The sequence below is a fragment of the Kaistia adipata DSM 17808 genome (assembly GCF_000423225.1).
GTDB classification, from domain to species: Bacteria; Pseudomonadota; Alphaproteobacteria; order Rhizobiales; family Kaistiaceae; genus Kaistia; species Kaistia adipata.
In genome coordinates this window covers 1,164,595-1,189,820 of sequence record NZ_KE383991.1, presented here as the reverse complement: position 1 = coordinate 1,189,820, position 25,226 = coordinate 1,164,595, and the positions used below count along the sequence as shown (strand labels likewise).

Below are 25,226 nucleotides of genomic sequence, written 5' to 3'. Positions count from 1 at the left end.
TCCGGCCGGCCGCGGACGACGCGGCCGGTCGTTCCGTCTTGCCACCGTGAGGGAAGCCCCGCATTGAACAGGCACGTGCTGCGCTATCTCGGGTGGCGACTGTTGCAGTCGCTGGTGGTGATCGCGATCGTCATCGTCGGCAGCTTCATGCTGCTGCACCTGGTGCCCGGCGACATGGTCGACATTCTCGGCGGCCAGCGCGGCGACATGGATGCCGAGCTGATGGCGATCCTTAGGGCCCGCTACGGCCTCGACCAGCCGATGCTGGTGCAGCTCTTCCACTATGTCACCGGGGTTCTGCAGGGCGATCTCGGCTATTCCTACCGCAACCAGACCGATGTGCTGTCGCTGATCCTGCAGCGCCTGCCGGCGACGATCCTGCTGGTCGTCTGCTCCGTCATCGTCGCCGTCTTCCTCGGCACCATGGCCGGCGTCATCGCCGCGCGCCACGTGCACCGGCCGATCGACGTCATCATCTCGATGGTCGTGCTGGTCTTCTACGCCACGCCCGTCTTCATGACCGGCCTCGGCCTCGTCATCGTCTTTAGCGTCAAGTTGAAGCTCCTGCCCGTTGGCGGCCTGTTCACGCCCGGCGTCGACATGACGACGCTGCAGCTCGTCGCCAATGTCGCCAAGCACATGGTCTTGCCGGTGCTGTCGCTGTCGCTCTTCTACATCGCGATCTATGCCCGCCTCGCCCGCGCCTCGATGCTGCAGGTGCTGAGCCAGGACTATATCCGGACCGCCTATGCCAAGGGCCTCGGCACCACCCACGTCATCATCGGCCATGCGCTGCGCAACGCGCTGCTGCCTGTCGTCACCATGGTCGGCCTGCAGATCGCCGAACTGTTCGGCGGCGCGGTGCTGACGGAGACCATCTTCAGCCTGCCGGGCGTCGGACGTCTCGCCTATGACGCCGTGTTCGAGCGCGACTACCCGCTGATCCTCGGCGTGCTGCTGGTCTGCTCGTTCGTGATCATCCTCGTCAACCTGATCATCGATTTCGTCTACACGCTGCTCGATCCGCGCGTCGAAGTCAGTCGCTGAGCGCAAGGATCGACCATGCTCCGCCGCATCCTGCTTTCTCCCTCCGGCCTGATCGGCCTGCTGCTCCTGCTGGTCATCGTCGGCATGGCGCTGTCGGCCGGCTATGTCTTCCCGAAGGGGCCCTGGGCGCTGGTGGCGCGGCCCTATATGTGGCCGGGCCAGCGGCCGGGGCTGCTGTTCGGCACGGATTCGCTCGGCCGCGATATTCTGGCGGCGATCTTCTACGGCGCCCGAGTCTCGCTCCTCGTCGGCTTCGTCGCCACCGTCTGCGCGCTCGCGATCGGCATCACCGTCGGCGCGGTCGCCGGCTATTTCGGCCGCGGCTTCGATGCGGTGCTGATGCGCATTACCGACGCGTTCCAGACCATTCCGGGCTTCCTGTTCGCCATCGTGCTGGTCTCGATCCTGTCGCCCTCGGTGCAGAACATCGTCATCGCCATCGCCATGGTGTCCTGGCCGCCGGTGGCGCGCCTGACCCGCGCCGAAGTGCTGCGCGTGCGCGAGACGGAATATGTGCAGTCCTGCAAGATCATCGGCATGTCGACGCCGCGCATCATCCTGACCCAGGTGCTGCCGAACAGCCTGTCGCCGGTGATCGTCGTGGCCGCCGTGCTCGTCGCCACCGCGATCATCACCGAGGCGGGCCTGTCCTTCCTCGGTCTCGGCGATCCGAACGTCATGAGCTGGGGCACGCTGATCAATGTCGGCCGCCCCTCGATCCGCAGCACCTGGTTCATCGCGGTGTTGCCGGGGCTGTTCGTGATCCTCACCGTATTGGCGCTGAACCTGCTCGGTGATGCGATCAACGATGCCCTCAATCCTCACTTCCGGAAGCGATAGGGCATGGCGTCGATGATCTCCGCTTCCCCCGCGCCGCTGCTCGATGTCGAGGGGCTCTCGATCCTCCTGAAGGAGAAGAAGCGTCCCGACGTGGCGGCCGTCGACGATGTCAGCTTCTCCGTCGCGCCCGGCGAGACGCTGGCGCTGGTCGGCGAGAGCGGCGCCGGCAAGTCGCTGACGGCGCTGGCTCTGATGCGGCTGCTGCCGAAGACGCTCGGCGTCGCCGCGAAGCGGATCACGCTCGACGGCCGCGACCTGACCGCGCCCTCCGACAACGAGATCCGCGCCATCCGCGGCTCGGTGATGGCGATGATCTTCCAGGACCCGCTGTCGTCGCTGAACCCTGTGCTGACGGTCGAGCGGCAGCTGGTCGAGGCAATCCGCCTGCACGAGCCGATCTCGAAGGCGGACGCCCGCCGCCGTGCACTGGAACTGCTCGAGATGGTGCGCATTCCCGCCGCCGCGACGCGGCTCGCGGAATATCCGCACCGGCTCTCGGGCGGCATGCGCCAGCGCGTCATGATCGCCATGGCGCTCGCCGGGCGGCCGAAGCTGATCCTCGCCGACGAGCCGACGACGGCGCTCGACGTGACGATCTCGGGCCAGATCATCGATCTCCTGATGGAGCTGCAGCGCGATCTCGGCCTCGGCATGCTGTTCATCACGCATGATCTGCATGTCGTGCGCACGGTCGCGCATCGTGTCGCCGTCATGTATTCCGGCCGCATCGTCGAGACCGGCACGGTCGACGAGGTGTTCGCGACGCCGCGCCACCCCTATACCGAGGGGCTGATCCAGGCGCGGCCGCATGGCAGCTTCGCCGTCGACGGCCATCGCCTGCGCGAGATCAACGGCACGGTGCCGGTGCCGGCGGCGCGGCCGTCGGGCTGCGCCTTCGAACCGCGCTGCGCCCGGGCCGAGGCCGATTGCCGGGCTCAGGTGCCGCCGCTCGTGCCCGACAATGACGAGGGCAGGGCGTTCGCCTGCTTCCATCCGCTCCAGGAGCGCGTCGCATGACCGAGCGGACAGCAAAACGTCTCGCCATCGACGACATGGTCGTCGAGCACCGCAGCCGCGGCGGCATCGTCCATGCGGTGGCCGGCGTCAGCCTCGATCTCGCCGCCGGCGAGACGCTCGGGCTGGTCGGCGAATCCGGCTGCGGCAAGTCCTCGCTGGCGCGCGCCATCGTCGGGCTGAACACGCCGAAATCCGGTTCGATCCGCATCGACGGCCAGCCGACCGACACCCGCCGGCGCGGCGCACAGGCGCGGCAGATCCAGATGGTGTTCCAGGATCCCTATGGCTCGCTCAACCCGCGTTCGAGCGTGCGCGAGCTGGTCGAGGAGCCGCTCTCGGTCCACCGCCTCGGCAGCAAGGCCGAGCGCCGGGCCCGCGCGAAGGAACTGCTTGAGCGCGTCGGCATCCCGCTTGCCATGCACGACCGGCTGCCGCACCAGCTTTCCGGCGGCCAGCGCCAGCGCGTCGGCATTGCCCGCGCCATCGCGCTCGAGCCGAAGATCATCATCTGCGACGAGCCCGTCTCGGCGCTCGACGTCTCGGTGCAGGCGCAGGTTCTGAACCTGCTGCTCGACCTGCAGCGCGAGCAGGACCTGACCTTCCTGTTCATCTCGCACGACCTCGAGGTGGTTCGGTACGTGTCGCACCGGATCGCCGTCATGTATCTCGGCGTCATCGTCGAGATCGGGCCGGCCGAGGGCATCTGGTCGCTGCCGCTGCATCCCTATACGCGCGCGCTGATGCAGACGGCGGGCGACGCCGAACGGGTCGCGGCGACGGGGCCGGTGGTGAAGCTCGCCAGCGAATTGCCCAATCCGCTCAATCCGCCGAGCGGCTGTCGTTTCCGGACACGATGCCCTCTTGCCATCGATCGCTGCTCCCGCGATGTTCCCTCGCTTGAGGATTTCGGCAACGGCCACCGCGTCGCCTGCCATCGCGCGTCGGAATGGGCGCCGCAGGCGATGTCGGGCGCGGCCTGAAGACCGATCCGTGGAAAGGTGAAGCCATGACAACCCGTCGCGCATTCCAGTCCCTGGCCCACTGGGGCGCGTTCACCGCCCATGTCGAGGACGGCCGGCTCGTCGGCGTCTCGCCCTTCGCCGAGGATCCGCAGCCGAGCCCGCTGATCGAGGCATGGCCGGAAATGGTCTATGCCGAGAACCGCATCCGCAAGCCGTCGATCCGGCGCGGCTGGCTCGAGACGGTCGGGCGCGGACTGCCGCATCCGGGGCACGGCCGGGGCGACGACACCTTCGTCGAGGTTTCCTGGGACGAGGCGCTTGGCCATGTGCAGCGCGAGCTGGAGCGCGTGCGCCGCGAGCACGGCAATCCCTCGATCTTCGGCGGCTCCTATGGCTGGTCGAGCGCCGGCCGCCTGCATCATGCCCGGACCCTGATCCATCGCTTCCTGGCGTCGATCGGCGGCTGCACCGGCCAGGTCACCAATTACAGCTATGGCGCGGCGATGCGGCTCTTGCCGCATGTGCTGGGCGACATGGCGGCGGTGGCCGGTCCCGTCACCGACTGGCCGGCGATCCTCGAGAATTGCGAGCGGTTCGTCGCCATCGGCGGCATCGCCGGCAAGAACTGGCAGATCCAGTCCGGCGGCGCCGGCCTCCATCCCTATGGTGAATGGATGAAGCAGGCCGCGGCGAGCGGCGTCAGCTTCGTCAACGTCTCGCCGCTCCGCTCCGACACGGCCGACGTGCTCGACGCCGAATGGATCCAGATCCGCCCCGGCACCGACATGGCGCTGATCCTCGCCACCGCCTGGCTCGTGCATGCGCGCGGCAAGACGGACATGGATTTCGTCGACCGCTACTGCGTCGGCTTCGACCGCTTCCTCGCCTATCTCCAGGGCGCCGACGACGGCGTCGTCAAGGATCCGGCCTGGGCGTCTGATATCACCGGCCTCTCCGTCGAGGCGATCACGGCCTTCGCCGAGAGCCTGTTCGACCGCCGCGTCATGCTGACGGCGGCGTGGTCGCTGCAGCGTGCCGAGCATGGCGAGCAGCCCTATTGGGGCCTCGTGGCGCTCGCCGCGATGCTCGGCCAGATCGGCCTACCGGGCGGCGGCGTCGCCTTCGGCTACGGCTCGATGAACGGCATGGGCAACCCGCTCTACGAGCTGCCGATCGCCGGCCTCGCGGTGCCCAAGGTGCCGGGCGAACTGAAGATCCCGGTCGCCCGCATCGCCGATCTGCTCCTGATGCCGGGCGAGCCCTGCGAGTTCGACGGCCGTGTCTTCCCCTATCCCGACATCAAGCTGGTCTACTGGGCCGGCGGCAACCCGTTCCACCATCACCAGGACCTGTTCCGCCTGCGCGAAGCGTTCCAGCGTCCGGACACCATCATCGTGCATGAGCCGTGGTGGACCGCGACCGCCCGCCATGCCGACATCGTGCTGCCGGCGACGACCCCGCTCGAGCGCAACGATATCGGCGGCTCCTCGCGCGATCCCTATCTCTTCGCCATGCACAAGGCGATCGAGCCGGTCGGCGAGGCGCGCGGCGATTTCGAGATCTTTGGCGCGCTGGCGGATCGCATGGGCGCCGGCGCGGCGTTCCACGAGAACCGCAGCGAGGCGGAGTGGCTGCGCGTGATCTATGGCCGCTTCAGCGCGGCCATGGCGGAGCGCGGCTTCAACCCGCCCGATTTCGACACCTTCTGGGAGGCGGGCCATGTCCGCATTCCCGACCCCGTGGGCACCCATACGCTCTACCGCGATTTCCGCGAGGATCCGGCAGCCCATCCGCTCGGCACGCCGTCCGGCAAGGTCGAGATCTATTCCGAGACGGTCGCCGGCTTCGGCTATGACGAATGCCCCGGCCTGCCGGTCTGGCGCGCGCCGTCGGAATGGCTCGGTTCCGAACTCGCGGCGCGCTATCCGCTGCACATGATTTCCAATCAGCCGGAAGACAAGCTGCATGGCCAGATGGACGCGAGCGGCCATAGCCGGCGCAACAAGGTGCGCGAGCGGGCCGGGCTGATCATGAACCCGGCCGACGCAGCCGCGCGCGGCCTCGCCGATGGCGACATCGTCCGTGTCTTCAACGATCGAGGCGTCTCGCTGGCGGGCCTCCGCGTCTCGGACAAGATCATGCCGGGCGTCGTCTGCCTGCCGACCGGCGCCACCTTCGATCCGATCCCGGACGGCAAGGGCGGCCTGATCGAGAACCACGGCAATCCGAACGCGCTGACCAAGGACATCGGCACGTCGCGCCTCGGCCAGGGCCCGAGCGCCCAGACCTGCCTGGTCGAGGTTGTCCGCCACGAGGCGGCCGCGTCGCCCGTCACCGTTCTGGCGCAGCCGGCGATTGATGCGGCGGCGTGAGCGACGCGTGCCTCGCCTTTACCTCTCCCTGAGGGAGAGGTCGGAGCGAAGCTCCGGGTGAGGGTTTAGGGAACCATCCGGTGAGGCCGTAAACCCTCACCCGCCGGCCTTTGGCCGTCGACCTCTCCCTGAGGGAGAGGTGAGGGCAACCGCTTAAGCGTCCGAGCCGGTGTGGCCGTGGCCTTCGTGGCTGGCGGCGAGTTCGGCGACCGTGACCGGGCGGCCGGGCGTGCGCAGGCTCGGGCGGACGAGGTCGGCGCCGTCGCCGAGCTCGCGGGCGAGCAGGTTCACCACCGAGAGCGTGCATTGGCGGCCCTGGCACGGGCCCATGCCGCAACGCGTCGCCGCCTTCAATTGCCGCGTGCCGCGCGCGCCGGCCGCGATGGCGGCGCGGGCCTGGCCAACGGTAACTTCCTCGCAGCGGCAGAGCAGCGCCGCGTCCGGCGCTGCGGCGGCCGAAAGCGTCGGCGCGTAGAGCGCGTCGACGAAGGCGCGCGCCCGGAGGCGCCGCCGCCGCTCGGCGGCAAGCGGCGTCGCGAGGCGGGCATGCTCGGCGGCGTCGATCCTGCCGGCGCTCCGTGCGACGTCCAGCGCCGCCAGGCTGCCGGAGAGCGTCGCCAGATAGCCGCCGGCGATCGCTGCGCCGTCGCCGGCGATCCAGACATCCGGCAGGCTCGACCGCCCGTCGGCGTCGGTCACCATGCGATAGCTCCCGAGCGCCGGATCGAAACGGCTTTCGCAGCCGAGCGAGACGGCCAGCTGGTCATGCGGCACGACGCCGTCATGCAGCGCGACGAGCCCGGCCGCGATCGTCCGGTTCTCGCCATCGGCGCGGAAGGCGAGGCCCTCGGCGCGGTCCGTGCCGAGGACGCGCAGTTCGGTCGCGTGGCGGTGCACGGGGATGCCGGCGAGCCGGACGCGGGCGATCAGGCTGATGCCCTTCAGCGCCAGCGGCATATCGCCGAGCAGGCCGGCAGCGCCGGCCATCGCCGCGCGCCAGCGGCCGCGCGGCATCGTGTCGACGATCGCCGTGGGCGGCGCGCCGGCCGTGGCGAGCTGCAGCGCGGTCAGCAGGAGCAGCGGTCCGCAACCGGCGAGTACGAACGGGCCGTCGGGAACTGCGCCGCTGCCCTTCAGGAACGATTGCAGCGCGCCGACCGTGACGACGCCCGGCAGCGTGTTGCCGGGGACGACGACGGGGCGCTCCATCGAGCCGGTGGCGACGAGTGTCGCCCTGGCACGGATGCGGCAGGTGCGGCCTTCCTGGCCGAAGAGGATCGCGTCGCCGTCGCGCGCCCAGACGGCGGCGCCGGCGACGTGTCGCGCGCCGCTGGTGGCGAAGGCGTCGGCGAGCGGCTGGCCCCAGGGCTCGTAGCGGATGTGGTGACGGCGCGCGATGCCGCGCAGGATCTGGCCGCCGGCCGCCGGCTGGTCGTCCAGCACCGTTACCGCGAGGCCGTGCCGGCGCGCCTCGACGGCGGCCGCCATGCCGGCCGGTCCGGCGCCGATCACCACGAGGTCGGCGGCGGGCTCTATTCTGGCAGGTTGCGGCATATCACCATTCCATCGCGGACCGGCGTCAGGCAGGCCTGCACATGGGTCCGCCCGTCGAGCTCGACGGTGCATTCGAAACAGGCGCCCATCAGGCAATAGGGCGCGCGCGGACGGCCGCTTGGCGTCACGCGGGTGGGTACCAGGCCGTGCCGCATCAGGCAGGCGGCGACCGTTTCGCCGGCGAAGGCTCCGACGGGGGCGCCATCGACCGTGATGGTGACGACGGGCTGGTCGGGATCAAGCGTACGCAGCATCGAAGCGCCTGGAGGACAGGGTGGCGACATCGTCCGGCAGGCCGTCCGCCGCGATCGCCGGTCCGACGAGACGGGCATGCGCGGCCGCGAGCGTGATGCCGGAATGGCAGGCGACGGCATAGGCGCCGGGGCAGGTCTCCGAACGGGCGTAGATCGGCATGCCGTCGGTCGGCATGACGCGGATGGCGCCCCAGCTCCTGAGCACGCGCGTCTCGGCAAGGAACGGGAATTCCCGGATGGCGCGCTGGGCGTGGCCGGCGAGGATCGGCAATGTCGTGCCCGGCGCCGTGACGCCGTCTTCGTGGCTGTTGCCGAACATGATGCTGCCGGCGCGCGCCTGGCGCGTGGTCGGCGTCGGATGCGCGATGCGCGGCGGCAGCCGCTCGGTGACGACGATCTGGCCGCGCACCGGCTTCAGTTTCACGGTCATGCCGGCGGTCGCCGCGATGCGCTCGGTGGCGAGGCCGGCGGCGACGACGACGCGGGCGGCGCGGTAGAGGTCGCTCGCCGTCCGCACGGTCAGCTGCGAGCCGGTCATGGCAATCGCCTCGGCCTTCTCGCCGCGCCGGATCTCGACGCCGAGGGCGCGGGCGCGGATCGAGAGCGCCTGCGACAGGAAGAGCGGATTGACGTGGCCGTCGGTCGGGCACCAGCTGGCGCCGATCACGTCGGGCCCCACGTCCGGCAGCCGCTCGCGGATGAAGGCGGGATCGACGATCGCGACGTCGTCGGGCATGCCGGGGCGGGCGGCCGACTGCTCGACCATGGCGGCGCGCGCCGCGAGCTCCGCATCGGACAGGCAGAGATTGAATCCGCCGCGCCGGTCATATTCGACGTCGACGCCGGTCGAAGCGAGAAGGTCGGCCGCGAAATCCGGCCAGAGCGCCGCCGAACGGCGGGTCCAGTGCGCATAGGGCGGGTGGTTGAGGCCCTTGCCCTGCACCCAGATCAGGCCGGCATTGCCGTAAGAGGCGCGGGGCTCGGCGTCGTCGCCGTCGAGCACGATGACGGCCAGGCCCGCTTCGGCCATGCCCACCGCGAGCGACAGGCCGACGATGCCGCCACCGATGACGATCGCCGGCGCGCTCATGCGGCATCCTCCAGGACGAACCGACCCGTTCTGTATCCCGACGCCGCGAACACGACCGACCGTCGTTCCTTGATCAAACGTTCATTTGAAACAAGAAATTGATGCCCGCATTCGCGGACGATGTCGAGACGCAAAGCGGCCGTCGCGCCAAAAAAGAGGGGCGGCGACCTGCGTCACCGCCCCGAGCCTCAGGGAGGAGGGGAGTTACTCGGCGGCGATCTTCGTCGCGCTGAGGCCGTACTGCTCGAGCAGGCCGAGCTTGCGCATGATCTCGACGCCCTTCTCGAGCGCCGGGCCCTTGAGGCCGGTCAGCGGGCGGCGCAGGTCGCCGGCCGGAAGGCCGACGGCCTTCATCAGCGACTTCACCGCGACCGGGTTGATCGCCGAATAGGTGTAGTGCAGCAGCGGCAGCAGGTTGAGGTAGTTCTCGCGGAAGGCGAAGCCGTCGGTGTCGGCTGTCCAAGGCTTCGACAGCGCCGCCATCTCGGCCGGCGCCAGATTGCCGGTCATGTTGGCGGTGCCATGGCCGCCGAGCGCCATGGTCGGCACGACGAGGCCGAGATTGGGCGAGTCGCAGCACATGATGGCGACGTCCGGATTGCCGGCGATGACCTGGCCGACCTGGCCGACGCGGCCGGTCGATTCCTTGTGCACCACGAAGTTCGGATGCTTGAACAGCCGCAGCAGCGCCTCGTGGCCGAGATCGGTCTTCACGCGCGGCGGGTTGTTGTAGATGCCCATCGGCAGCTCGACCGCCTCGGCGATATCGAGGAAATACTGCTCGATGTCGTCCTCGGAGGCGCAGATATAGGGCGGGGCGGCCAGGATGGCGCCGTCGGCGCCCTCGGCCTTGGCATAGCGGACCAGGTCGATCGAGGCGCGGGTGTCGCCGCCGGTGCAGCCATAGAAGAGCTTCATGCCGCCGGTCTTCATCTTGGCGGTCTTGGCGATGATCTCGCGGCGCTCGTCCATGCTGAGCATCGAGATCTCGCCGGTCGAGCCCAGGATCAGCACGGCCGCGGTGCCGTTGTCTTCCTGGAATTTCAGGAGATCCTCGAACGCCTTGTAGTCGATGGTGCCGTCGGCGTTGAACGGGGTGATCAGGGCGACGAACGACCCTTCAATTCGCATTTTGCTCATTCTGATGTCTCTCCGAAAGACGCCGCGGCGGTGCTTGTCCGGTCGCGCGGTCCATCCAAGCCTGCAGGTAGGTTCGAACCGAATTCAAACATGGATTTAAAATGACTGTTCGTCAATGCGATTGACCCACCCGATCCTGACACAGTCTAGGGGTTCGGCCGGACTGGGCAACGGCGCGATTGCTCTATTCCGGGCGGGGAGGAAATGATTTGCCCTTGCGGATGGTAAGGCGGCCTATCCGTTCCTGAAGCCCGCCGAGGCGGAAGGTTGGCCTCGCCGGCGGCCACCGGGGACAGCCGCCGCCACGAGCCGCGTGGCGACGGCAGCCCTCCGGTTCGGATCAGGATCGGAGCGCTGCTGTCTCGTCGTCCCGGCTCGGCCCGACATAGTTAGATTCGACTTCTATGATCGCCATCGCCAGTCCTCACCGGAAGAAAATGATGAGCAGAATGATGATGGGGATCGGAACCCCTAGAAGCCATAGCAAAATGCCGCGTCCCATGAAGGACTCCTGTTCGAGAGTGCGATGGAGAACGGAGGCGTCTTCTTCTGGTTCCATGATTCCGCGGCGAAGTCGCGCGCGATTTCGTTTCTCCATGGCGCGATATCTGGCGTTAGCCAAATCTTGCAGCCGATGTCCGGGCCGATGTCGTGGAGCCCCGGCGGCGCGCCGGCATTGTCCAGGGGCAATCAGGAAGGAACTCGACATGAACAGACATTTTCCCGCCCTTGCCGTGGCCGCCGCTCTGCTGGCGGGCCCGGCGCTGGCGCAGGACGCCCAGCCGGCGCCGCAGGAAACCGTCGGCGTCGTCAAGGTCGATCCGGCCACGATCGCCATCGGCTGGCGCGCCTCGAAGATCATCGGCTCGACGGTCGAGAACGAACATGGCGAGACGATCGGCACGGTGGACGACCTGATCCTGACGGCCGATCAGCAGGTGCCGTTCGCCATCCTCTCGGTCGGTGGCTTCCTCGGCATCGGCTCCAAGCTCGTCGCCGTCTCCTATCTCGATCTCGACACGACCCAGAAGGGCAAGACGATCCTGAAGGGCGCCAGCAAGGACATGCTGAACGCGGCGGCCGAGTTCAAATATGCCGAGTAGGCGGTGATCTCGGCGAAGCGCAATCCCCGGGGGAGGCAGCGCGGTCGGTGGGGTTGGTCTCCAGCCCGGCCGGCCGCGCGATTTTTCGAACCCGGCCGGTCAGACGCTCCAAGGTCAGGCGCTCATCTGCCACAAGGCCTGGGAAACCGTCGCGATGTCGTAGGGCTTGGCGAAGAAGGCGCTGTCCGACGGCAGGGCGCCGGCGGCGGGCGATTGGTGGCCGGAAACCAGGACCAGCTTCACGGGCGGCCAGCGTTCGCGCACGGCATGGGCCAGCCGGATACCGTCCATCGAGCCCGGCAGGTCGATGTCGGTGAGCAGGATGACGATTTCCGGATGCGTTTCCAGCAGCCGGATCGCTTCGTCCGCGTCGGCGGCCTCCAGCACCGAAAAACCGGCGTCGATCAGATCGTCGGATGTCGCCATCCGGACGAGCCCCTCGTCCTCCACGATGAGAACGACAGGGGAAGCGTTCTTGTCATGCATCGGAACTTGCCCCGCACCCATACCCCCAGAATCCGCACCATCCCCGACAGGACCGCGCTTCGCAACCGGTCAACGTATCGGTCGCCGCATTGTTCCGTGCGGCGCGCTCCGGCGGCGCGGTGGCGCTGCGTGGCGTCTTGCCGGCGCGGACGGAGGGGCGTGGTCGGGCCTTCACGGCGTCCTGGACGGTGGTGTCCGGCCGGCGGCGGTCGGGTCGGACGCGTCGGTCGTCCGGACGGCGCCCTCGCGATGATCCCCCGTCTCCGCGCTATGCGCAGTGTCCCAGTTTCGTCCCCCTGGGCAGGTTTCCATTTTCGCGGCGTTTCGGTCATGCTATCGGCCAGCCGCTGGCCGCCGCGTTGCCATGGCGGGATCGTGGGACGGGGGCTTCATGAAGGCTGGGATTGCGACAGGGAAAGACGCCGCGCCGGAACTGTCGAATGATGGCCTGCTTTGGCTCGTCGCCGCCGTCGCTACCGCCTTCATCGTCTTCGGCCTGTTCGTCCAGCCGCTCGGCGAGATCGGTCCCGGCCTCGTCAAGATCCTGCTCGCCCGCGACACGCTGATCACCGACTATATCGGCGTCGGCGGCATGGGCGCCGCCTTCGTCAATGCCGGGCTCCTGACGCTGGTGACATCAGCGATCTATCGCGCCGCCGGCACCAAGATCGGCGGCGGCGCGATCGCCTGCCTGATGCTGGTGCTCGGCTTCGGCCTGTTCGGCAAGAACCTCCTGAACATCTGGCCGATCGTCGCCGGCGTCTATCTCTACGCCGTCTACAAGCAGGAGCCGTTCTCGGCGCATATCAACACGGCCTTCTTCGGCTGCGCGCTGGCGCCGGTCTTTTCGGAAATCCTGTTCTCGACGACCTTGCCCTTCGTCGCCGGCCTGCCACTCGGCCTGCTGACGGGCCTGCTGATGGGCTTCATGCTGCCGGCCGCGGCGGCGCAGCTGTTCAAGGCCCATATGGGCTTCAGCCTCTACAACATGGGCTTCACCGCCGGCATCGTCGGCACGCTGGTCGTCGCGATCTACAAGTCCTACGGCTTCGTGCCGGACCCCGTCTTCATCTGGACGACCGGCAACAATCTCCTGCTCGGCTCGTTCCTGACTGTGCTTTTCCTCGGGCTGATCGTCGGCGGCCTGTGGCTCGATCGCGCCGCGCTCGGCAAGATGAAGGATATCGTGGCGCTGACGGGACAGGCGCCGTCCGATTTCATCGAGAAGGTCGGCATCGGCCCGACGCTGGTGAACATGGGCCTCACGGGCGCGATCGGGATGATCTATGTGCTCCTGGTCGGCGGCGATCTGAACGGCCCGGTCATCGGCGCGATCTTCACAATCGTCGGCTTCGCCGCCTACGGCAAGCATCCCAAGAACGTCGTGCCGATCATGGCCGGCGTGTTCCTCGGTTCGCTGGCGAAGCCGTGGGGCGCGGCCGATCCGTCGATCGTGCTCGCCGCCCTGTTTGGCACCACGCTGGCGCCGATCGCCGGCCGTTTCGGCTGGCACTGGGGCATCGTCGCCGGCTTCGTGCATTCCTCCGCCGCCCAATCCGTCGGCGTGCTGCATGGCGGGCTCAACCTCTACAACAACGGCTTTGCCGCCGGCATCGTCGCCTCGGTGCTGGCGCCGGTGATCACGGCGATCCAGTGGCGCAAGGCCGACCACCCGGAGGAGAAGCTGTGAGCCGGCTCAGTGTCCGTGCGGCTCGTCGTCATGATGGTGGTGATGGCCGTGGTCCGGATCAGGATGGCCGTCGTGATCATGGTCGTGGTGCCGGTGTGTATGCGGCCGGGCCGGCGCGGCGGGCTCGGGCGGCATGATGTGCAGCGCGCCATGGCGGACGCCGCGCTGGCTGATGACGCTGTCGGCGAAAGCCTGCAGCTTGCGAACCGGGCCGCGCAGGATCGAGACCTCGAGGCAGTTGTCGTGGTCGAGATGCACGTGGGTCGTCGAGATCGACATGTCGGAATGATGGTGATGATTGGTGGTCAGCCGGCTCGCCAGCGCGCGGGTCTCGTGATTGTAGACATAGGTCAGCGTGGCGTGGCAGATCTCGTCGTCGCCGGGCACGGCCGCCGCCACGGCGCTGGCGCGCGACAGCTCGGAGCGGACGATGTCGCGCAGCGCCTCCGACCGGCTCTGGTATCCCTTGCGCTGGCTCAGCGCATCGATCTCCTCAAGCAGGTCATCGTCGATCGTCATCGTCACGCGCTGCATGGCCGGCCCTCCCTAAATGATTGCGACTGTTATCATAAAGCAGGCGGGAAATCGCCTGCCGCGTGGGTCGTCGGTTGATTTGAGCGGCACCGCAATCTAGAGTTTTGACCAGTCGTCGGGGGCGGAAATCTTGGATACGAAACGTCGGAAGGCCGTCGCGCCGCAGGGGCTGCTGAGCCTTTGGGTCGTGCTGTTCGTCGTCTGGATGGCCGCCAATTCGACGCTCGCCGTCGAGGTGGCGCTGCTCGGCGCTGTGCTCACCTTCGCGCTCGCCTACGCCTTCACGACGTCGAGCGACGCCTGGCGGCGGATCCGCTGGACGCCCTCCGGCTTCTATCATTTCCTCGCCTATACCGGGACGTTCCTGGTCGAACTGGTGAAGGCGAATGTGGCGATGATGAAGATCGTCTATTCGCCGCGCATCGACATCAAGCCGGGCGTCGTCCGGGTGCGGACGAAGCTCAAGTCGCCGATCGGCCGGCTGGCGCTCGCCAACACGATCGCGCTGACACCGGGCTCGCTCGTCCTCGATGTGAAGGACGAACTCCTCTACATCCACTGGCTCGACGTCCAGTCGACCGATACTGAGGTCGCGAGCGCGGCGATGGCCGGCCCCTTCGAGGATCACCTGGAGAAGGTTTTTGGCTGAGATCATCATCCAGATCGCCGCGGTCCTGATCTTCTTCGCGATCCTGTTCGCCGTGATCCGCCTCATCCTCGGCCGGACGCTGGTCGACCGCATCGTCGCGATCGACGCGTTGACCGTCATCTCGCTGTCGCTGATCGCGCTCTACGCGCATGTCTCCGGCCGCTTCGCCTATCTCGACGTGGCGCTGGTTTACGGCCTGCTCAGCTTCCTGGCCGTGCTGGCGATCGCGCGTTTCCTGGAAAAGGGGCTCTAGCCGTGCTCGAGTTCCTGCTCCTGCTGGTCTGCGCCAGCATCCTCGCCGCCGGCGTCCTCGCCGTCTGCCTCAAGAACCTGCTGGCGGCGATGGTCGCCGCCGGTCTCGCCAGCCTGTTCGCGGCGGTGTCGTTCCTGCTGCTCGCCGCCCCCGACGTGGCGATGGCCGAGGCGGCGATCGGATCGGGGCTCGCGACTTTCATCTTCCTCTACGCCATCCGCAAGACCGGCAACGGCAAGGACGAGGCCGAGAAGCCTGAGCCGAAGGCAACCGGCGGCAGGCGGGTCTCGGCCGGCAAGGCGAGGGGCGGCGCATGATCGAGCTGATCGGCAGTCTCTTCATCCTCGCCGGCGCCGTCTTCCTGTTCTCGGCCGGGCTCGGGCTGCTGCGCATGCCCGACGCCTATACCCGCATCCAGGCCGGCACCAAGGCGACGACACTCGGCAACATGCTCGTGCTGACCGGGCTCGCCTTCTATCACCCGGGCTGGATCTTCAAGCTGATCCTGGTGATCTATTTCGTGCTGATGACCAACCCGGTCTCGTCGCATGCGCTGTCGCGCGCGGCCTACCGCATCCGCACGCCGATGACCGGAACCACCATGGTCGACGCGCTGGCCGAGGACGAGGCCGGCGACGAGGGCGCGCCGCCCAAGCCTCGCAAGCCCGGGAGGAAGCGGTCATGATGCGCCACATCGTCGTCGCGCTCGTCGTGGTCCTGTTCGGCCTGATCTTTGCCCGCCTGATCGGCTCCTATGTCGAACTCTCGGCGCTCCGCCCGCTCGCGACTCAATACGTCATCGAGGCGCCGCGCGACCTCGGCACGCCCAACATCATCACCGGCATCCTGATCACCTATCGCGGCTTCGACACGCTCGGCGAGGTCGCGGTGCTGTTCATGGTGGCGGCGAGCATCGGCCTTCTGCTCAAGAAGGACGAGACGAAGTCGACGAACGCCCCGACCCTGGCGGCGAAGGCGACCGGCGCGCGGCGCGCGGCGGCCAACACGCCCGCCGCCAAGGCCGCCGCCGCGCGGGCCGCGTCGGTGGCGGCGAACCGCGCCGCGTCGGCGACCCCTGCATCGGCCGGCACGGCGTTGGCCGGCGCCGCCGCGTCGGAGGCCGACTCGGCCGAGGCACAGGCCGGCGAGCCGAGCGAGATCGTGCGCACCGGCACAGACGTGCTCTTGCCGCTGATCTTCACCTTCGGCGCCTATGTCATCGTCAATGGCCATCTCTCGGCCGGCGGCGGCTTCCAGGGCGGCGCCATCGTCGCCTCCGGCGCCATGCTGATGCTGCTGGCCCGGCCGGGTTCGCGCCTCAACGTGGCGCTCTTGAGCGTGATCGAATCCTTCGCCGGCGTGCTCTACGTCTCGCTCGGCATCGTCGGCCTGATCTTCGCGGCCGGATTCCTCGATCCGCGCTTCCTGCCCAGGGGCGAGCTCGGCGCCTTCGTCAGCGCCGGCGCGATCCCGCTGATCTCGGCCCTGCTCGGCATCAAGGTCGGCGCCGAGCTCTCCGTCATCATCGACCGGTTCAGGAGCTGAGAGGGGCAATGACGGGCCTTCCGGTTTCCACCATCCTTCTGGTCACGGGCTTCCTGCTTGCGCTGATCGGGCTCTGGGGCATGCTGACCCACCGCAACATCATGCGGATCATCATCTGCTTCACCGTGTTCGATACCGGCCTGCGGCTGGTGATGGTCGCGACGGGCTACATCACCGCCGGCACCGCGCCGATCATCGACCGCGCGCTCACAACGGCGGAGGCGGCGAGCCGCGCCATCGACCCGATCCCCTCGGCGCTGGTCGTGACGGCGATCGTCATCGGCTTCGCGGTGACGGCCGTCATGCTCGGCTTCGCCATCCGCCTCTATGCCGCCAAGAAGACGCTCTCGATCGACGCGTTCACGGAGTCGAAATGGTAGCGTCCCTGTTCCACCCGCTGAACATCTTCCTGCTCGGGCTCGGCGGCGGCTTCGTCATCCCGCTGCTCTATAGGCTCGGCAAGCCGTGGCTGCATGCCGGCTTCTGGCTGGCCCTCGCCGGCATCGTCGCTGTCAGCGGCGTCTCGCTTTTCGAGGTGTACCAGTCCGGCACGCCGATCGAGGTGCTGACGGCTGGCTTCGCGCCGCCGCTCTCGATCAACCTGCGCTTCGGCCTGCAGGAAGGCTTCTTTGCCTTTTCGGTCGGCCTCGTCTCGCTCCTGGGGGCGCTGCATCTCTGGGATCGCCTCAAGGGCAATTACGGCGCGCTGCTCCTCTATCTCATCCTGGTGATGGGCATAGACGGCATGGTGATGACGCGGGATCTCTTCAATCTCTTCGTCTTCCTCGAGATCGTCTCGATCGCCACCTATGGCCTCTTGGCGCTCGAGCGGACGCCGGCGGCGATCGGCGCGGCCTTCAAGTTCATCATGGCGACGGTGATCGCCTCGACCTTCTTCCTGCTCGGCACGGTGCTGCTCTACTACGTCACCGGCACGCTCAACATCGACACGCTGATCGCCGAGCGTGAGCACATCACTGGCCCGATCGGCGCCACGGCGCTCCTGATGGTGCTCGCCTGCCTGATCCTCGAATTGAAGCCGTTCCCGGCCAATGGCTGGGGGCTCGACGTCTACGAGACGGCGCCGAGCGGCGTCGCCTCGATGGTGTCGGTCGGCGTCTCGGCCGGCGTGTTCTTCGCGCTCTGGAAGCTGCTGCCGCTGTTCGAGGGCCAGCTAGGCCTGATCGCGGTTTCGGGCGGCATCACCTTCCTGTTCTCCAACCTGGTCGGGTTGAAGCAGACCAAGGTGCAGCGCCTGCTCGGCTATTCCTCGATCAGCCAGATGGGCCTGATGGCGCTGGCGCTGGCGCTCCTGACCGAGATCGGCGCGACCGCCTCGATCCCGCTCGTCGTCGGCGGGCTGTTCATCAACCACCTGCTCGCCAAGGCAGGGCTGTTCTGGCTTGCCGGCGTGCTGAAGCAGGACGATGTCGACGCGCGCACCAGCCTGTCGGGGCGGCCGCTGCTGCTCGGCCTGCTCGCGCTCTTCATGGTGGCGATCGCCGGCCTGCCGCCTTTCCCCGGCTTCTGGGCCAAGTGGGAGCTGGTGATGCAGCTGACGAGCCTCGGCCGGCTGCCCTGGGTGGCGCTGATCCTCGCGGGCTCGCTGCTCGAGGCGGCCTACATGTTCAACTGGTTCGTCCGCGCGCTCCGCCCCGCCGAGGCGCGGGCAGGCGCCGGGCCGGATCTGGTCGCGCTGCTGCCGGTCTATGGCGTCGCGCTGCTCCTCGTCGGTGCGGGTTATGTGGCGGCACGCGTTTCCGGCGCCGGCGCGCTCTGGCTGTTCGCGCCGCTCGTGGTCGGCGTCATCCTCTACGCGTTCGACCGGCTGCCCGGCCGGCTCAAGGCCGTGCTGATGCTGATCGCGGTCGCGCTCGTCGGCGGCTGGCTCGCCGAAAGCGCGGAGGGGATCGCCTGGCTCTTCGCCGCGCTGCTGCTCGCCGGGAGCGTCGTGATCGCCGCCGGCGGCCTCTATCGTGACGACCGCCGCCCCGGCTACTACCCGATGCTGGCGGTGCTGCTGATCTCGATACCGGCGCTGCTTCGCTCCGCGACCAGCCTCGAATTCTTCTACCACTGGGAAATCATCACGCTCGCTTCCTGCTTCCTGATCGCCAAGGGCAGGGGCGCGGGGCCGCATGTCCTGACATTCCTGCTGTTCTCGCTGGTCTCGGCCTTCTTCCTGCTCGCGGGCTTCGCCGGCATCGCCGCGCTCTCCGGCACCACCAGCCTGACGGCGCTGGTCACCAGCGGGCCGGACGCGACGATCGCCTTCGTGCTGCTCGCCATCGGCTTCCTGATCAAGGCCGGCGCGGTCGGCGTGCATGTCTGGCTGCCGGGCGCTTATGCGGAAGCCGACGACGACTTCACCGCCATGCTCTCCGCTGTCGTCAGCAAGGTGGCGATGTTCGGTCTCCTGATCGGCACCTATCTCGCTATCCGCTCGGAGGTCTCGATCGAGATCGCGCATGGCATGGCCTGGGTCGGCATGCTGACGACGATCGCCGGCGCGCTGCTGGCGCTGCGCCAGACCGACTTCAAGCGCCTGCTCGCTTATTCGAGCATGAGCCAGCTCGGCTACATCGTCACCGCGATCGCGCTGATGAGCCATCTCGGCTGGGTGACGGCGCTCTATCTCGTCGCCAACCATCTGATGGTGAAGGGCATCCTGTTCCTCGCCGTCGCCGGCATCATCTTGCGCACCGGCACGCGCGACTTCGCCGGCACGGGCGGGCTCGCCCGCGCCATGCCCGTCACCTTCGGCCTGGTCGCCATCGCCATTCTGTCGATGTCCGGCCTGCCGCCGCTGATGGGTTTTGGCGGCAAGTGGCTGCTTCTGTCGGCGATGACGGAGAAGGGCTGGATCTGGCTGGCGGTGGTGGGTCTCGTCGCCACCTTCCTCGGCTTCCTCTACATGATCCGCCTCGTCGCCGGCCTGTTCTTCGGGCCGCGTCCGGCCGGGCAGGCGGATATCCGCGAGGTGCCGCTCGCGCTGATCGTGCCGCAGGCCCTGCTCGTCATCGGCATCCTGGTGCTGTCGCTCTATCCGAAGCTCCTGATGGACCCCGTCTCGGCGGCGATCGATCCGCAGTTCGCGGCGACGCTCGTCTGGGAGGGCATGTCGCTCTACACGATCTATGGCACCTGGAACCCGACGCCGTGGATGATCGGCGCCGTGGCGGTGGCGGCGATCCTCGGCGTCATCGCCTGGCTCGTCTACCGGAGCGGCGCCGGCCGCAGGACGGGCAATCTCGCGCGCTTCTACGGCTACTATCGCTCGGTGATCGAGCGCATGCTGCCGCCGGTCGCGACCGAGTTCTGGAACGGCGTCACCGGCTTCACGCTGGCGACGGCCGCGACCGTCCGGCAGCTCTATACCGGCAACGGCCAGACCTACGCGCTCTATGTTCTCATCTATTTCCTCGCGCTCTATGCCGCGAGCCTGGGACCGGCTGGGTTCTGGATCGGAGGTTGACGATGACGGATCACCAAGACGCCATTCCGCTTCACCTGTTGCGGCTGGTCAGCCCGAGCCTGCCGGTCGGCGCCTTCTCCTATTCGCGCGGGCTTGAATACGCCGCCGAGGCCGGCTGGGTCACGGACGAGGCATCCGCGCAAGACTGGATCCTCGGCACGCTGGAGGAAAGCTTCGCCCGGCTCGACGGTGCGCTGTTCTGGCGGATGATGGCGGCATTGGCCGCGTCGGATCATGACGAATTCCTGCGCCTCGACGCCTGGCTCGCCGCCGGCCGCGAGAGCCGCGAATTGCAGCTGGAAGACCGCCGCATGGGCGAGGCGCTCTTGACGCTGCTCGCCGATCTCGACGTGCCCGGCGCGCTCCGCTTGCGGGGTGAGCAGCTCACCTATCCCGCCGCCTTCGCCATCGCCGCGCATCACTGGCAGGTCGCGCCCGCCGCGGCGCTGAAGGGCCTGATGTGGACCATTGTCGAGGGCCAGGTGGCGGCGGCGATGCGGCTCGTCCGCCTCGGCCACACGGCCGGCCAGCGCATCCTGATCGCGGCGACGCCGGTCATCGAGCGCGGCGTCGCGACGGCGCGGACGCTCGACGACGACGAAATCGGCAACGTCTCGGTCGCGATGGCGATGGCCAGCGCCTGGCACGAGACGCAGTATTCGCGGCTGTTCCGGTCGTAGGGGCGGGGGCGTCCGGTCGGAACCGCTCCGCCCTCATCCTGAGGTGCTTCAGCGAAGCCTCGAAGGAGGATCCAGCGAGGCACGTCGGGTCGTAGGCCAAAGCTAATCCGCTTGCGGGCGATCCCTGGACCCTCCTTCGAGGCCCGGCTTCACCGGGCACCTCAGGATGATGGCCGAGGTTTGGGGCGGCGAACCGCCCCCTCCGCCGCAGGCGACCTTCCGCCGACGACACTCCGCCGCGAGCCACACGCTCGCCGTCATCCCGGCCTCCGAGCCGGGATCCATTTCAGCCGGGTTGCTCGTCGCGCGAACCTCCCGATGCCGCGGATGCATGGATCCCCGCCTTCGCGGGGATGACGGAGCCTCCGCGTGGCAGTCGGAGCCTGGCCTGAAACCGTCTCAGACCGTGTGCTGGTCGTTCATGATGACGAAGTCCTTGCCCGAGCGGCTGTCGGCCGAGAGCGGCAGGTCGACCGTCACCAGCACGATGCCGGGCTTCATCCGGCTCCGGATCGCATCGTTGACGGCACGGTCGGCGCGGATGCGGGTCAGCGTCGCCTGGTCGGCGTTCATCGCCGCCTGGCTCGGATCGGTGCTGAAGCCGATCGGCTGCCAGTGCAGCGCGCCCTGGTCGGTGTTGAGGTGCGACAGGATGAAGACGTGGCTGCCGAGCGGCTTCGAGGGATCCACGAGCGTCACCGGCCCTTCGGCGACCACCTCGCCATCGTCGAGCACGACGATCTTCTTGTCGGCGCTCGACACCATGATCGCCGTCGCCGGCGGCTGGTAAGGATGCTCGGCCGAGGTCGGGATCTTCTTGTCTTTCAGGTTCGCCACCGCGTGGTCGAAATCCTGCTCGGCCGTTTCCGAGAGCACCATGCCGGGATGCACGACGTTCGGCGGGAAGGTGGTCGTATCGGCGATGATCACAGGCGTGCCGACATGGGTGATGCCGAACAGGTCCGCCGAGAACGCCATCGGCAGGCGGACGCAGCCATGCGAGGCCGGAAAGCCCGGCAGCTTGCCGGCATGCAGCGCGATGCCCGACCAGGTCAGCCGGTTCATGTTCGGCATCGGCGCATCGTTATAGGTCGACGAATGGTGGTTCTTGTCCTTCTGCAGGATCGTGAACACGCCGGTCGGCGTCTCGTGGCCGGGCTTGCCGGTCGAGCAGGTGGAGACGCCGATGCGGATGCCGTTGCGGTAGACATAGACGCGCTGGTCGGGCAGCGAGACGACGACGGCGACGGGGCCGGAAGGCGAGCGATCCGGGTGCCAGGTGAATTCGCCCGGCTTCATCGCCGCGACCGTCTCGACCGTGTCGGCGAAGACGGGGCCATGGCCCGGCGTCGCGAGCAGGGTGGCGGTGCCGAGTAGAAGTCCGCGGCGCGAAAGAACGAATGATCCGGTCATGGGGCTCCCCTGTCGCTGCGTCGAATCAACCCTCTCGATGCTTACGGTTGTGCTGCGCAATCCGCAACAATCATTCGGTCTGCCCGGCGCCCGGCCGCGTGGCGGGGCGGCTACTCGCCGCCACCCGCCAGGTACCGGGCGCGGTTGTCCTCCGGCGTCGTCGCCTCGGCCGGCGGCACCGGAACGAGCGCCTTGAAGCCGTATTGGCCGATCAGCATCAGCCAGGTGACGAGCACGAAGGTCGAGGTCAGCACCGGCATGCCGATCGGCTTCAGGAAGATGGCGATCGAGGCCCAGAGCCAGGTGGTCACGACGATGCCGAACAGCGTGTAGAGGAAGCTGCGCCAGGTCAGGACGAGGAAGAAGCCGCCGAGCGCGATCGCCGTCAGCGCGGCGTTATAGCCGAACAGTCCGTCGCGGATCGCGCCTTCCGGGCCGCCGAAGATCACCGCGACCAGCGCCGCGCCGGCCGCGCCGATCAGCGCCATGCCGGCCGAGATGCGCGAATTGACGGCGATGCCGACGACGATCAGGTAGCCGCTGATCCAGTTGTCCTGGAAGAAGATCTGCCCGATGCCGTTGCCGATGCCCATGTACCAGGTGGGCAGCGCATAGGCGATCGCCGCGTCGTACTGGTCGGGCGAGACGGGCTTCGCGAGCGGCCCGGCCTCGATATTGGCGAATTTCAGCACCGCGAACAGGAACAGCCAGCCGGTCAGCACGAAAGGCGCGGTGAGCGCCGCCACCTTGTGTGGGCCGAGCAGCGTCGCCAGCGACGAGAACACGATGGTCGTCATCGCGGCGGCGAAGATGATGTAGACCGTCATGGCGGCGGAGGGGACGGCGCCGGTGCGGAAGTCGGCGCTGGTGAAGGCGACGAGCGACAGGCCGACCAGCGCGCCGTTGAAGCCGAACAGGCCGTCGCGGATCAGCCCCTTGTCGGCCTTGAGCAGCATCGCCGTCGCCGTCGCCACGACGACGCCGAGGATGCAGATCGTGCCGTAGACGGTCGAGTTGAAATAGAGCGCCAGCAGGATGATCAGCCCGGTGAGCGGGTTGTTCTGGAACACCACCTGGCCGACGCCGCGCAGCGACCAGTCGACGAAGCCGAGCGTCGGATGGTCGCGAAACCGGTCCTGGAACGGAAAATCTGTCTGGGTCACGTCTCTCTCTCCCCCTGGAGCAAGATCAATCTGCCTGGTTCTTCACCTCTCCCTGAGGGAGAGGTCGGCTCGAAGAGCCGGGTGAGGGTTTAGGGAATTCTCCGGTGAGGCCGTAAACCCTCACCCGCCGGCCTGCGGCCGTCGACCTCTCCCTCAGGGAGAGGTGAGAAGCCCGTTTCACCTGGCCCCCCGAAAGAAAAACCCCACCAGACGTGTCCGGCCCGGTGGGGTTCGTGTTGGTCGCGGCGGATCCCGTCAGAACAGGAAGTAGCGCTGCGCCATCGGCAGGCTTTCCGCCGGCTCGCAGGTGATCAGCTCGCCGTCGATCCGCACCTGGTAGTTCTGCGGGTCGACCTCGATCTTCGGCGTCAGCGTGTTGTGGATCATGTCCTTCTTGCGCACGCCGCGCGTGCCCTTGACCGCGACCAGCTGCTTCTGCAGCGACAGCTTCTCGCCAATATTGTCGTCGAGGGCCGCCTGCGACACGAAGGTGACGCCGGTCTTGCCGCGGGCGCGGCCGAGCACGCCGTACATCGGCCGGTAGTGCACCGGCTGCGGCGTCGAGATCGAGGCGTTCGGGTCGCCCATCGGCGCCGTGGCGATCATGCCGCCGAGCAGGACGAGCGACGGCTTCACGCCGAAGAACGACGTCTTCCAGAGCACGAGGTCGGCGCGCTTGCCGACTTCGATCGAACCGATCTCATGCGCGAAGCCGTGCGTGATGGCCGGGTTGATCGTGTACTTGGCGACATAGCGCTTGCAGCGGAAATTGTCGTTGCGGTCGCTGTCTTCCGGCAGCGGCCCGCGCTGCACCTTCATCTTGTGCGCGGTCTGCCAGCAGCGCAGCGTCGTCTCGCCGATGCGGCCCATGGCCTGCGAGTCCGACGACATCATCGAGAAGGCGCCGAGATCGTGCAGGATGTCCTCGGCCGCGATCGTCTCCTTGCGGATGCGGGATTCCGCGAAGGCGACGTCCTCGGGGATCTGCGGGCTCAGGTGATGGCACACCATCAGCATGTCGAGATGCTCGTCGATGGTGTTGATCGTGTAGGGCCGCGTCGGATTGGTCGAGGACGGCAGGATGTTCTCCTGGCCGGCCGCGGTGATGATGTCGGGGGCGTGGCCGCCGCCCGCGCCTTCCGTGTGGAAGGAGTGGATGGCGCGGCCCTTCATCGCGGCGAAGGTGTCGGCGACGAAGCCGCTCTCGTTCAGCGTGTCCGAGTGCAGCGCGACCTGGACGTCCATCTCGTCGGCGACGGAGAGGCAGTTGTCGATCGCCGCAGGCGTGGTGCCCCAGTCCTCGTGCAGCTTCAGGCCGATGACGCCGGCGCGGATCTGTTCGCGCAGCGGCTCGGGCAGCGAAGCGTTGCCCTTGCCGAGCAGGCCGACATTGATCGGCAGCGCCTCGGTCGCCTCCAGCATGCGGTGGATGTACCAGGGGCCGGGCGTCACGGTGGTGGCGAGCGTGCCGACCGAGGGGCCGGTGCCGCCGCCGACCAATGTCGTGGTGCCGCTGGTCAGCGCTTCCTCGGCCTGCTGCGGCGCGATGAAGTGGATATGCGTGTCGATGCCGCCGGCGGTGAGGATCTTGCCCTCGCCGGCGATGACGTCGGTGCCCGGGCCGATGATGATGTCGACGCCCGGCTGGATGTCGGGGTTGCCCGACTTGCCGATGCCGGAAATCCGGCCGTCCTTGACGCCGACATCGGCTTTGATGATGCCCCAGTGGTCGAGGATGATCACGTTGGTGATCACGAGATCGGCGACCTCGGCGGCGTTGCGCTGGCTCTGGCCCATGCCGTCGCGGATGACCTTGCCGCCGCCGAAGGTGACTTCGTCGCCATAGACGGTGCGGTCTTCCTCGATCTCGATGATCAGGTCGGTATCGGCCAGCCGGACCCTGTCGCCCTTGGTCGGGCCGTAGAGGGAGGCGTAGTTTTCACGCGTGATGCTCGCCAT

24 protein-coding genes are annotated in these 25,226 nt (G+C 68.0%); 15 read left to right on the top strand and 9 right to left on the bottom strand.

The window, feature by feature from the left end; all coding sequences use genetic code 11:
* The first annotated feature begins 63 nt into the window (after window positions 1–63).
* Genes G539_RS0118490 through G539_RS0118470 form a run of 5 tightly spaced genes read left to right on the top strand, consistent with a single transcriptional unit; the run spans window position 64 to window position 6,238 of the window.
* Complete coding sequence (locus tag G539_RS0118490) at window positions 64–1,047, top strand: ABC transporter permease (RefSeq protein ID WP_029076520.1); 984 nt, start codon at window positions 64–66, stop codon at window positions 1,045–1,047.
* 15 nt (window positions 1,048–1,062) lie between these two features.
* The gene (locus G539_RS0118485) at window positions 1,063–1,887 is read left to right on the top strand and encodes an ABC transporter permease (RefSeq protein ID WP_035831572.1); all 825 of its coding nucleotides are present in this window, start codon (window positions 1,063–1,065) and stop codon (window positions 1,885–1,887) included.
* A 3-nt stretch (window positions 1,888–1,890) separates the two neighbouring features.
* On the top strand, window positions 1,891–2,904 hold the full coding sequence (locus G539_RS0118480) for an ABC transporter ATP-binding protein (protein ID WP_029076518.1): 1,014 nt from the start codon (window positions 1,891–1,893) through the stop codon (window positions 2,902–2,904).
* Window positions 2,901–3,884, top strand: a complete 984-nt coding sequence (locus tag G539_RS0118475) for an ABC transporter ATP-binding protein (RefSeq protein ID WP_029076517.1) — start codon at window positions 2,901–2,903, stop codon at window positions 3,882–3,884. The genes G539_RS0118480 and G539_RS0118475 overlap by 4 nt, the downstream gene beginning before the upstream one ends.
* A gap of 26 nt (window positions 3,885–3,910) precedes the next feature.
* A complete protein-coding gene (locus G539_RS0118470) occupies window positions 3,911–6,238 on the top strand; it encodes a molybdopterin-dependent oxidoreductase (RefSeq protein ID WP_029076516.1) in 2,328 nt (775 codons plus the stop codon).
* Window positions 6,239–6,391: 153 nt separating this feature from the next.
* Here the strand turns inward: G539_RS0118470 and G539_RS25395 are convergent, their stop codons facing one another.
* From G539_RS25395 to G539_RS0118450, 4 genes are all read right to left on the bottom strand, one after another.
* Window positions 6,392–7,792: a (2Fe-2S)-binding protein gene (locus tag G539_RS25395; protein WP_035831570.1), complete on the bottom strand. Its 1,401-nt coding sequence runs from the start codon at window positions 7,790–7,792 to the stop codon at window positions 6,392–6,394.
* Window positions 7,771–8,046: a (2Fe-2S)-binding protein gene (locus G539_RS0118460; protein ID WP_029076515.1), complete on the bottom strand. Its 276-nt coding sequence runs from the start codon at window positions 8,044–8,046 to the stop codon at window positions 7,771–7,773. The genes G539_RS25395 and G539_RS0118460 overlap by 22 nt, the downstream gene beginning before the upstream one ends.
* Complete coding sequence (locus tag G539_RS0118455) at window positions 8,030–9,136, bottom strand: NAD(P)/FAD-dependent oxidoreductase (RefSeq protein WP_029076514.1); 1,107 nt, start codon at window positions 9,134–9,136, stop codon at window positions 8,030–8,032. Before G539_RS0118455 ends, G539_RS0118460 begins: the two co-directional genes overlap by 17 nt.
* A gap of 204 nt (window positions 9,137–9,340) precedes the next feature.
* Entirely contained in the window at window positions 9,341–10,276 is a 936-nt protein-coding gene (locus G539_RS0118450) for a 4-hydroxy-tetrahydrodipicolinate synthase family protein (RefSeq protein WP_029076513.1), read from the bottom strand.
* Between the two features lie 707 nt (window positions 10,277–10,983).
* Between G539_RS0118450 and G539_RS0118440 the strand changes: the two genes are divergently transcribed.
* Entirely contained in the window at window positions 10,984–11,379 is a 396-nt protein-coding gene (locus G539_RS0118440) for a PRC-barrel domain-containing protein (protein WP_029076512.1), read from the top strand.
* A 114-nt stretch (window positions 11,380–11,493) separates the two neighbouring features.
* On the opposite strand, the gene G539_RS0118435 is transcribed toward G539_RS0118440, so the two are convergent.
* The gene (locus tag G539_RS0118435) at window positions 11,494–11,865 is read right to left on the bottom strand and encodes a response regulator (protein ID WP_029076511.1); all 372 of its coding nucleotides are present in this window, start codon (window positions 11,863–11,865) and stop codon (window positions 11,494–11,496) included.
* A 391-nt stretch (window positions 11,866–12,256) separates the two neighbouring features.
* Here G539_RS0118435 and G539_RS0118430 point away from each other — a divergent pair, with 391 nt between their 5' ends.
* Window positions 12,257–13,555: a DUF1576 domain-containing protein gene (locus G539_RS0118430; protein WP_029076510.1), complete on the top strand. Its 1,299-nt coding sequence runs from the start codon at window positions 12,257–12,259 to the stop codon at window positions 13,553–13,555.
* 6 nt (window positions 13,556–13,561) lie between these two features.
* On the opposite strand, the gene nikR is transcribed toward G539_RS0118430, so the two are convergent.
* The gene (gene nikR, locus G539_RS25390) at window positions 13,562–14,089 is read right to left on the bottom strand and encodes a nickel-responsive transcriptional regulator NikR (protein ID WP_084640062.1); all 528 of its coding nucleotides are present in this window, start codon (window positions 14,087–14,089) and stop codon (window positions 13,562–13,564) included.
* 130 nt (window positions 14,090–14,219) lie between these two features.
* Here nikR and G539_RS0118420 point away from each other — a divergent pair, with 130 nt between their 5' ends.
* The 8 genes from G539_RS0118420 to G539_RS0118385 are packed head-to-tail and all read left to right on the top strand — an operon-like array spanning window position 14,220 to window position 20,691.
* Complete coding sequence (locus G539_RS0118420) at window positions 14,220–14,738, top strand: Na+/H+ antiporter subunit E (protein ID WP_035831568.1); 519 nt, start codon at window positions 14,220–14,222, stop codon at window positions 14,736–14,738.
* A complete protein-coding gene (locus G539_RS0118415) occupies window positions 14,731–14,991 on the top strand; it encodes an MrpF/PhaF family protein (RefSeq protein ID WP_029076508.1) in 261 nt (86 codons plus the stop codon). Before G539_RS0118420 ends, G539_RS0118415 begins: the two co-directional genes overlap by 8 nt.
* Before the next feature lie 2 nt (window positions 14,992–14,993).
* Window positions 14,994–15,308: a Na(+)/H(+) antiporter subunit B gene (locus G539_RS25385; RefSeq protein WP_245576901.1), complete on the top strand. Its 315-nt coding sequence runs from the start codon at window positions 14,994–14,996 to the stop codon at window positions 15,306–15,308.
* Window positions 15,305–15,676: a monovalent cation/H(+) antiporter subunit G gene (gene mnhG, locus G539_RS0118405; protein ID WP_029076507.1), complete on the top strand. Its 372-nt coding sequence runs from the start codon at window positions 15,305–15,307 to the stop codon at window positions 15,674–15,676. Before G539_RS25385 ends, mnhG begins: the two co-directional genes overlap by 4 nt.
* Window positions 15,673–16,536 carry a hydrogen gas-evolving membrane-bound hydrogenase subunit E gene (mbhE, locus tag G539_RS0118400; protein ID WP_029076506.1) on the top strand — a complete coding sequence of 288 codons (864 nt, stop codon included), beginning with the start codon at window positions 15,673–15,675 and terminating at the stop codon, window positions 16,534–16,536. Before mnhG ends, mbhE begins: the two co-directional genes overlap by 4 nt.
* An 8-nt stretch (window positions 16,537–16,544) precedes the next feature.
* A complete protein-coding gene (locus G539_RS0118395) occupies window positions 16,545–16,916 on the top strand; it encodes a sodium:proton antiporter (protein WP_035831567.1) in 372 nt (123 codons plus the stop codon).
* On the top strand, window positions 16,910–20,011 hold the full coding sequence (locus G539_RS0118390; protein ID WP_029076504.1) for a proton-conducting transporter transmembrane domain-containing protein: 3,102 nt from the start codon (window positions 16,910–16,912) through the stop codon (window positions 20,009–20,011). The genes G539_RS0118395 and G539_RS0118390 overlap by 7 nt, the downstream gene beginning before the upstream one ends.
* Window positions 20,012–20,013: 2 nt before the next feature.
* On the top strand, window positions 20,014–20,691 hold the full coding sequence (locus tag G539_RS0118385; protein ID WP_029076503.1) for an urease accessory protein UreF: 678 nt from the start codon (window positions 20,014–20,016) through the stop codon (window positions 20,689–20,691).
* A gap of 399 nt (window positions 20,692–21,090) precedes the next feature.
* On the opposite strand, the gene G539_RS0118380 is transcribed toward G539_RS0118385, so the two are convergent.
* The 3 genes from G539_RS0118380 to ureC form a co-directional block, all read right to left on the bottom strand.
* Entirely contained in the window at window positions 21,091–22,104 is a 1,014-nt protein-coding gene (locus tag G539_RS0118380) for a L,D-transpeptidase (protein ID WP_035831566.1), read from the bottom strand.
* Window positions 22,105–22,214: 110 nt separating this feature from the next.
* Window positions 22,215–23,267 (bottom strand): urea transporter, encoded by a 1,053-nt coding sequence (locus tag G539_RS0118375; protein WP_029076501.1) that lies wholly within the window; start codon window positions 23,265–23,267, stop codon window positions 22,215–22,217.
* Between the two features lie 255 nt (window positions 23,268–23,522).
* Window positions 23,523–25,226 carry an urease subunit alpha gene (gene ureC, locus G539_RS0118370; protein ID WP_029076500.1) on the bottom strand — a complete coding sequence of 568 codons (1,704 nt, stop codon included), beginning with the start codon at window positions 25,224–25,226 and terminating at the stop codon, window positions 23,523–23,525.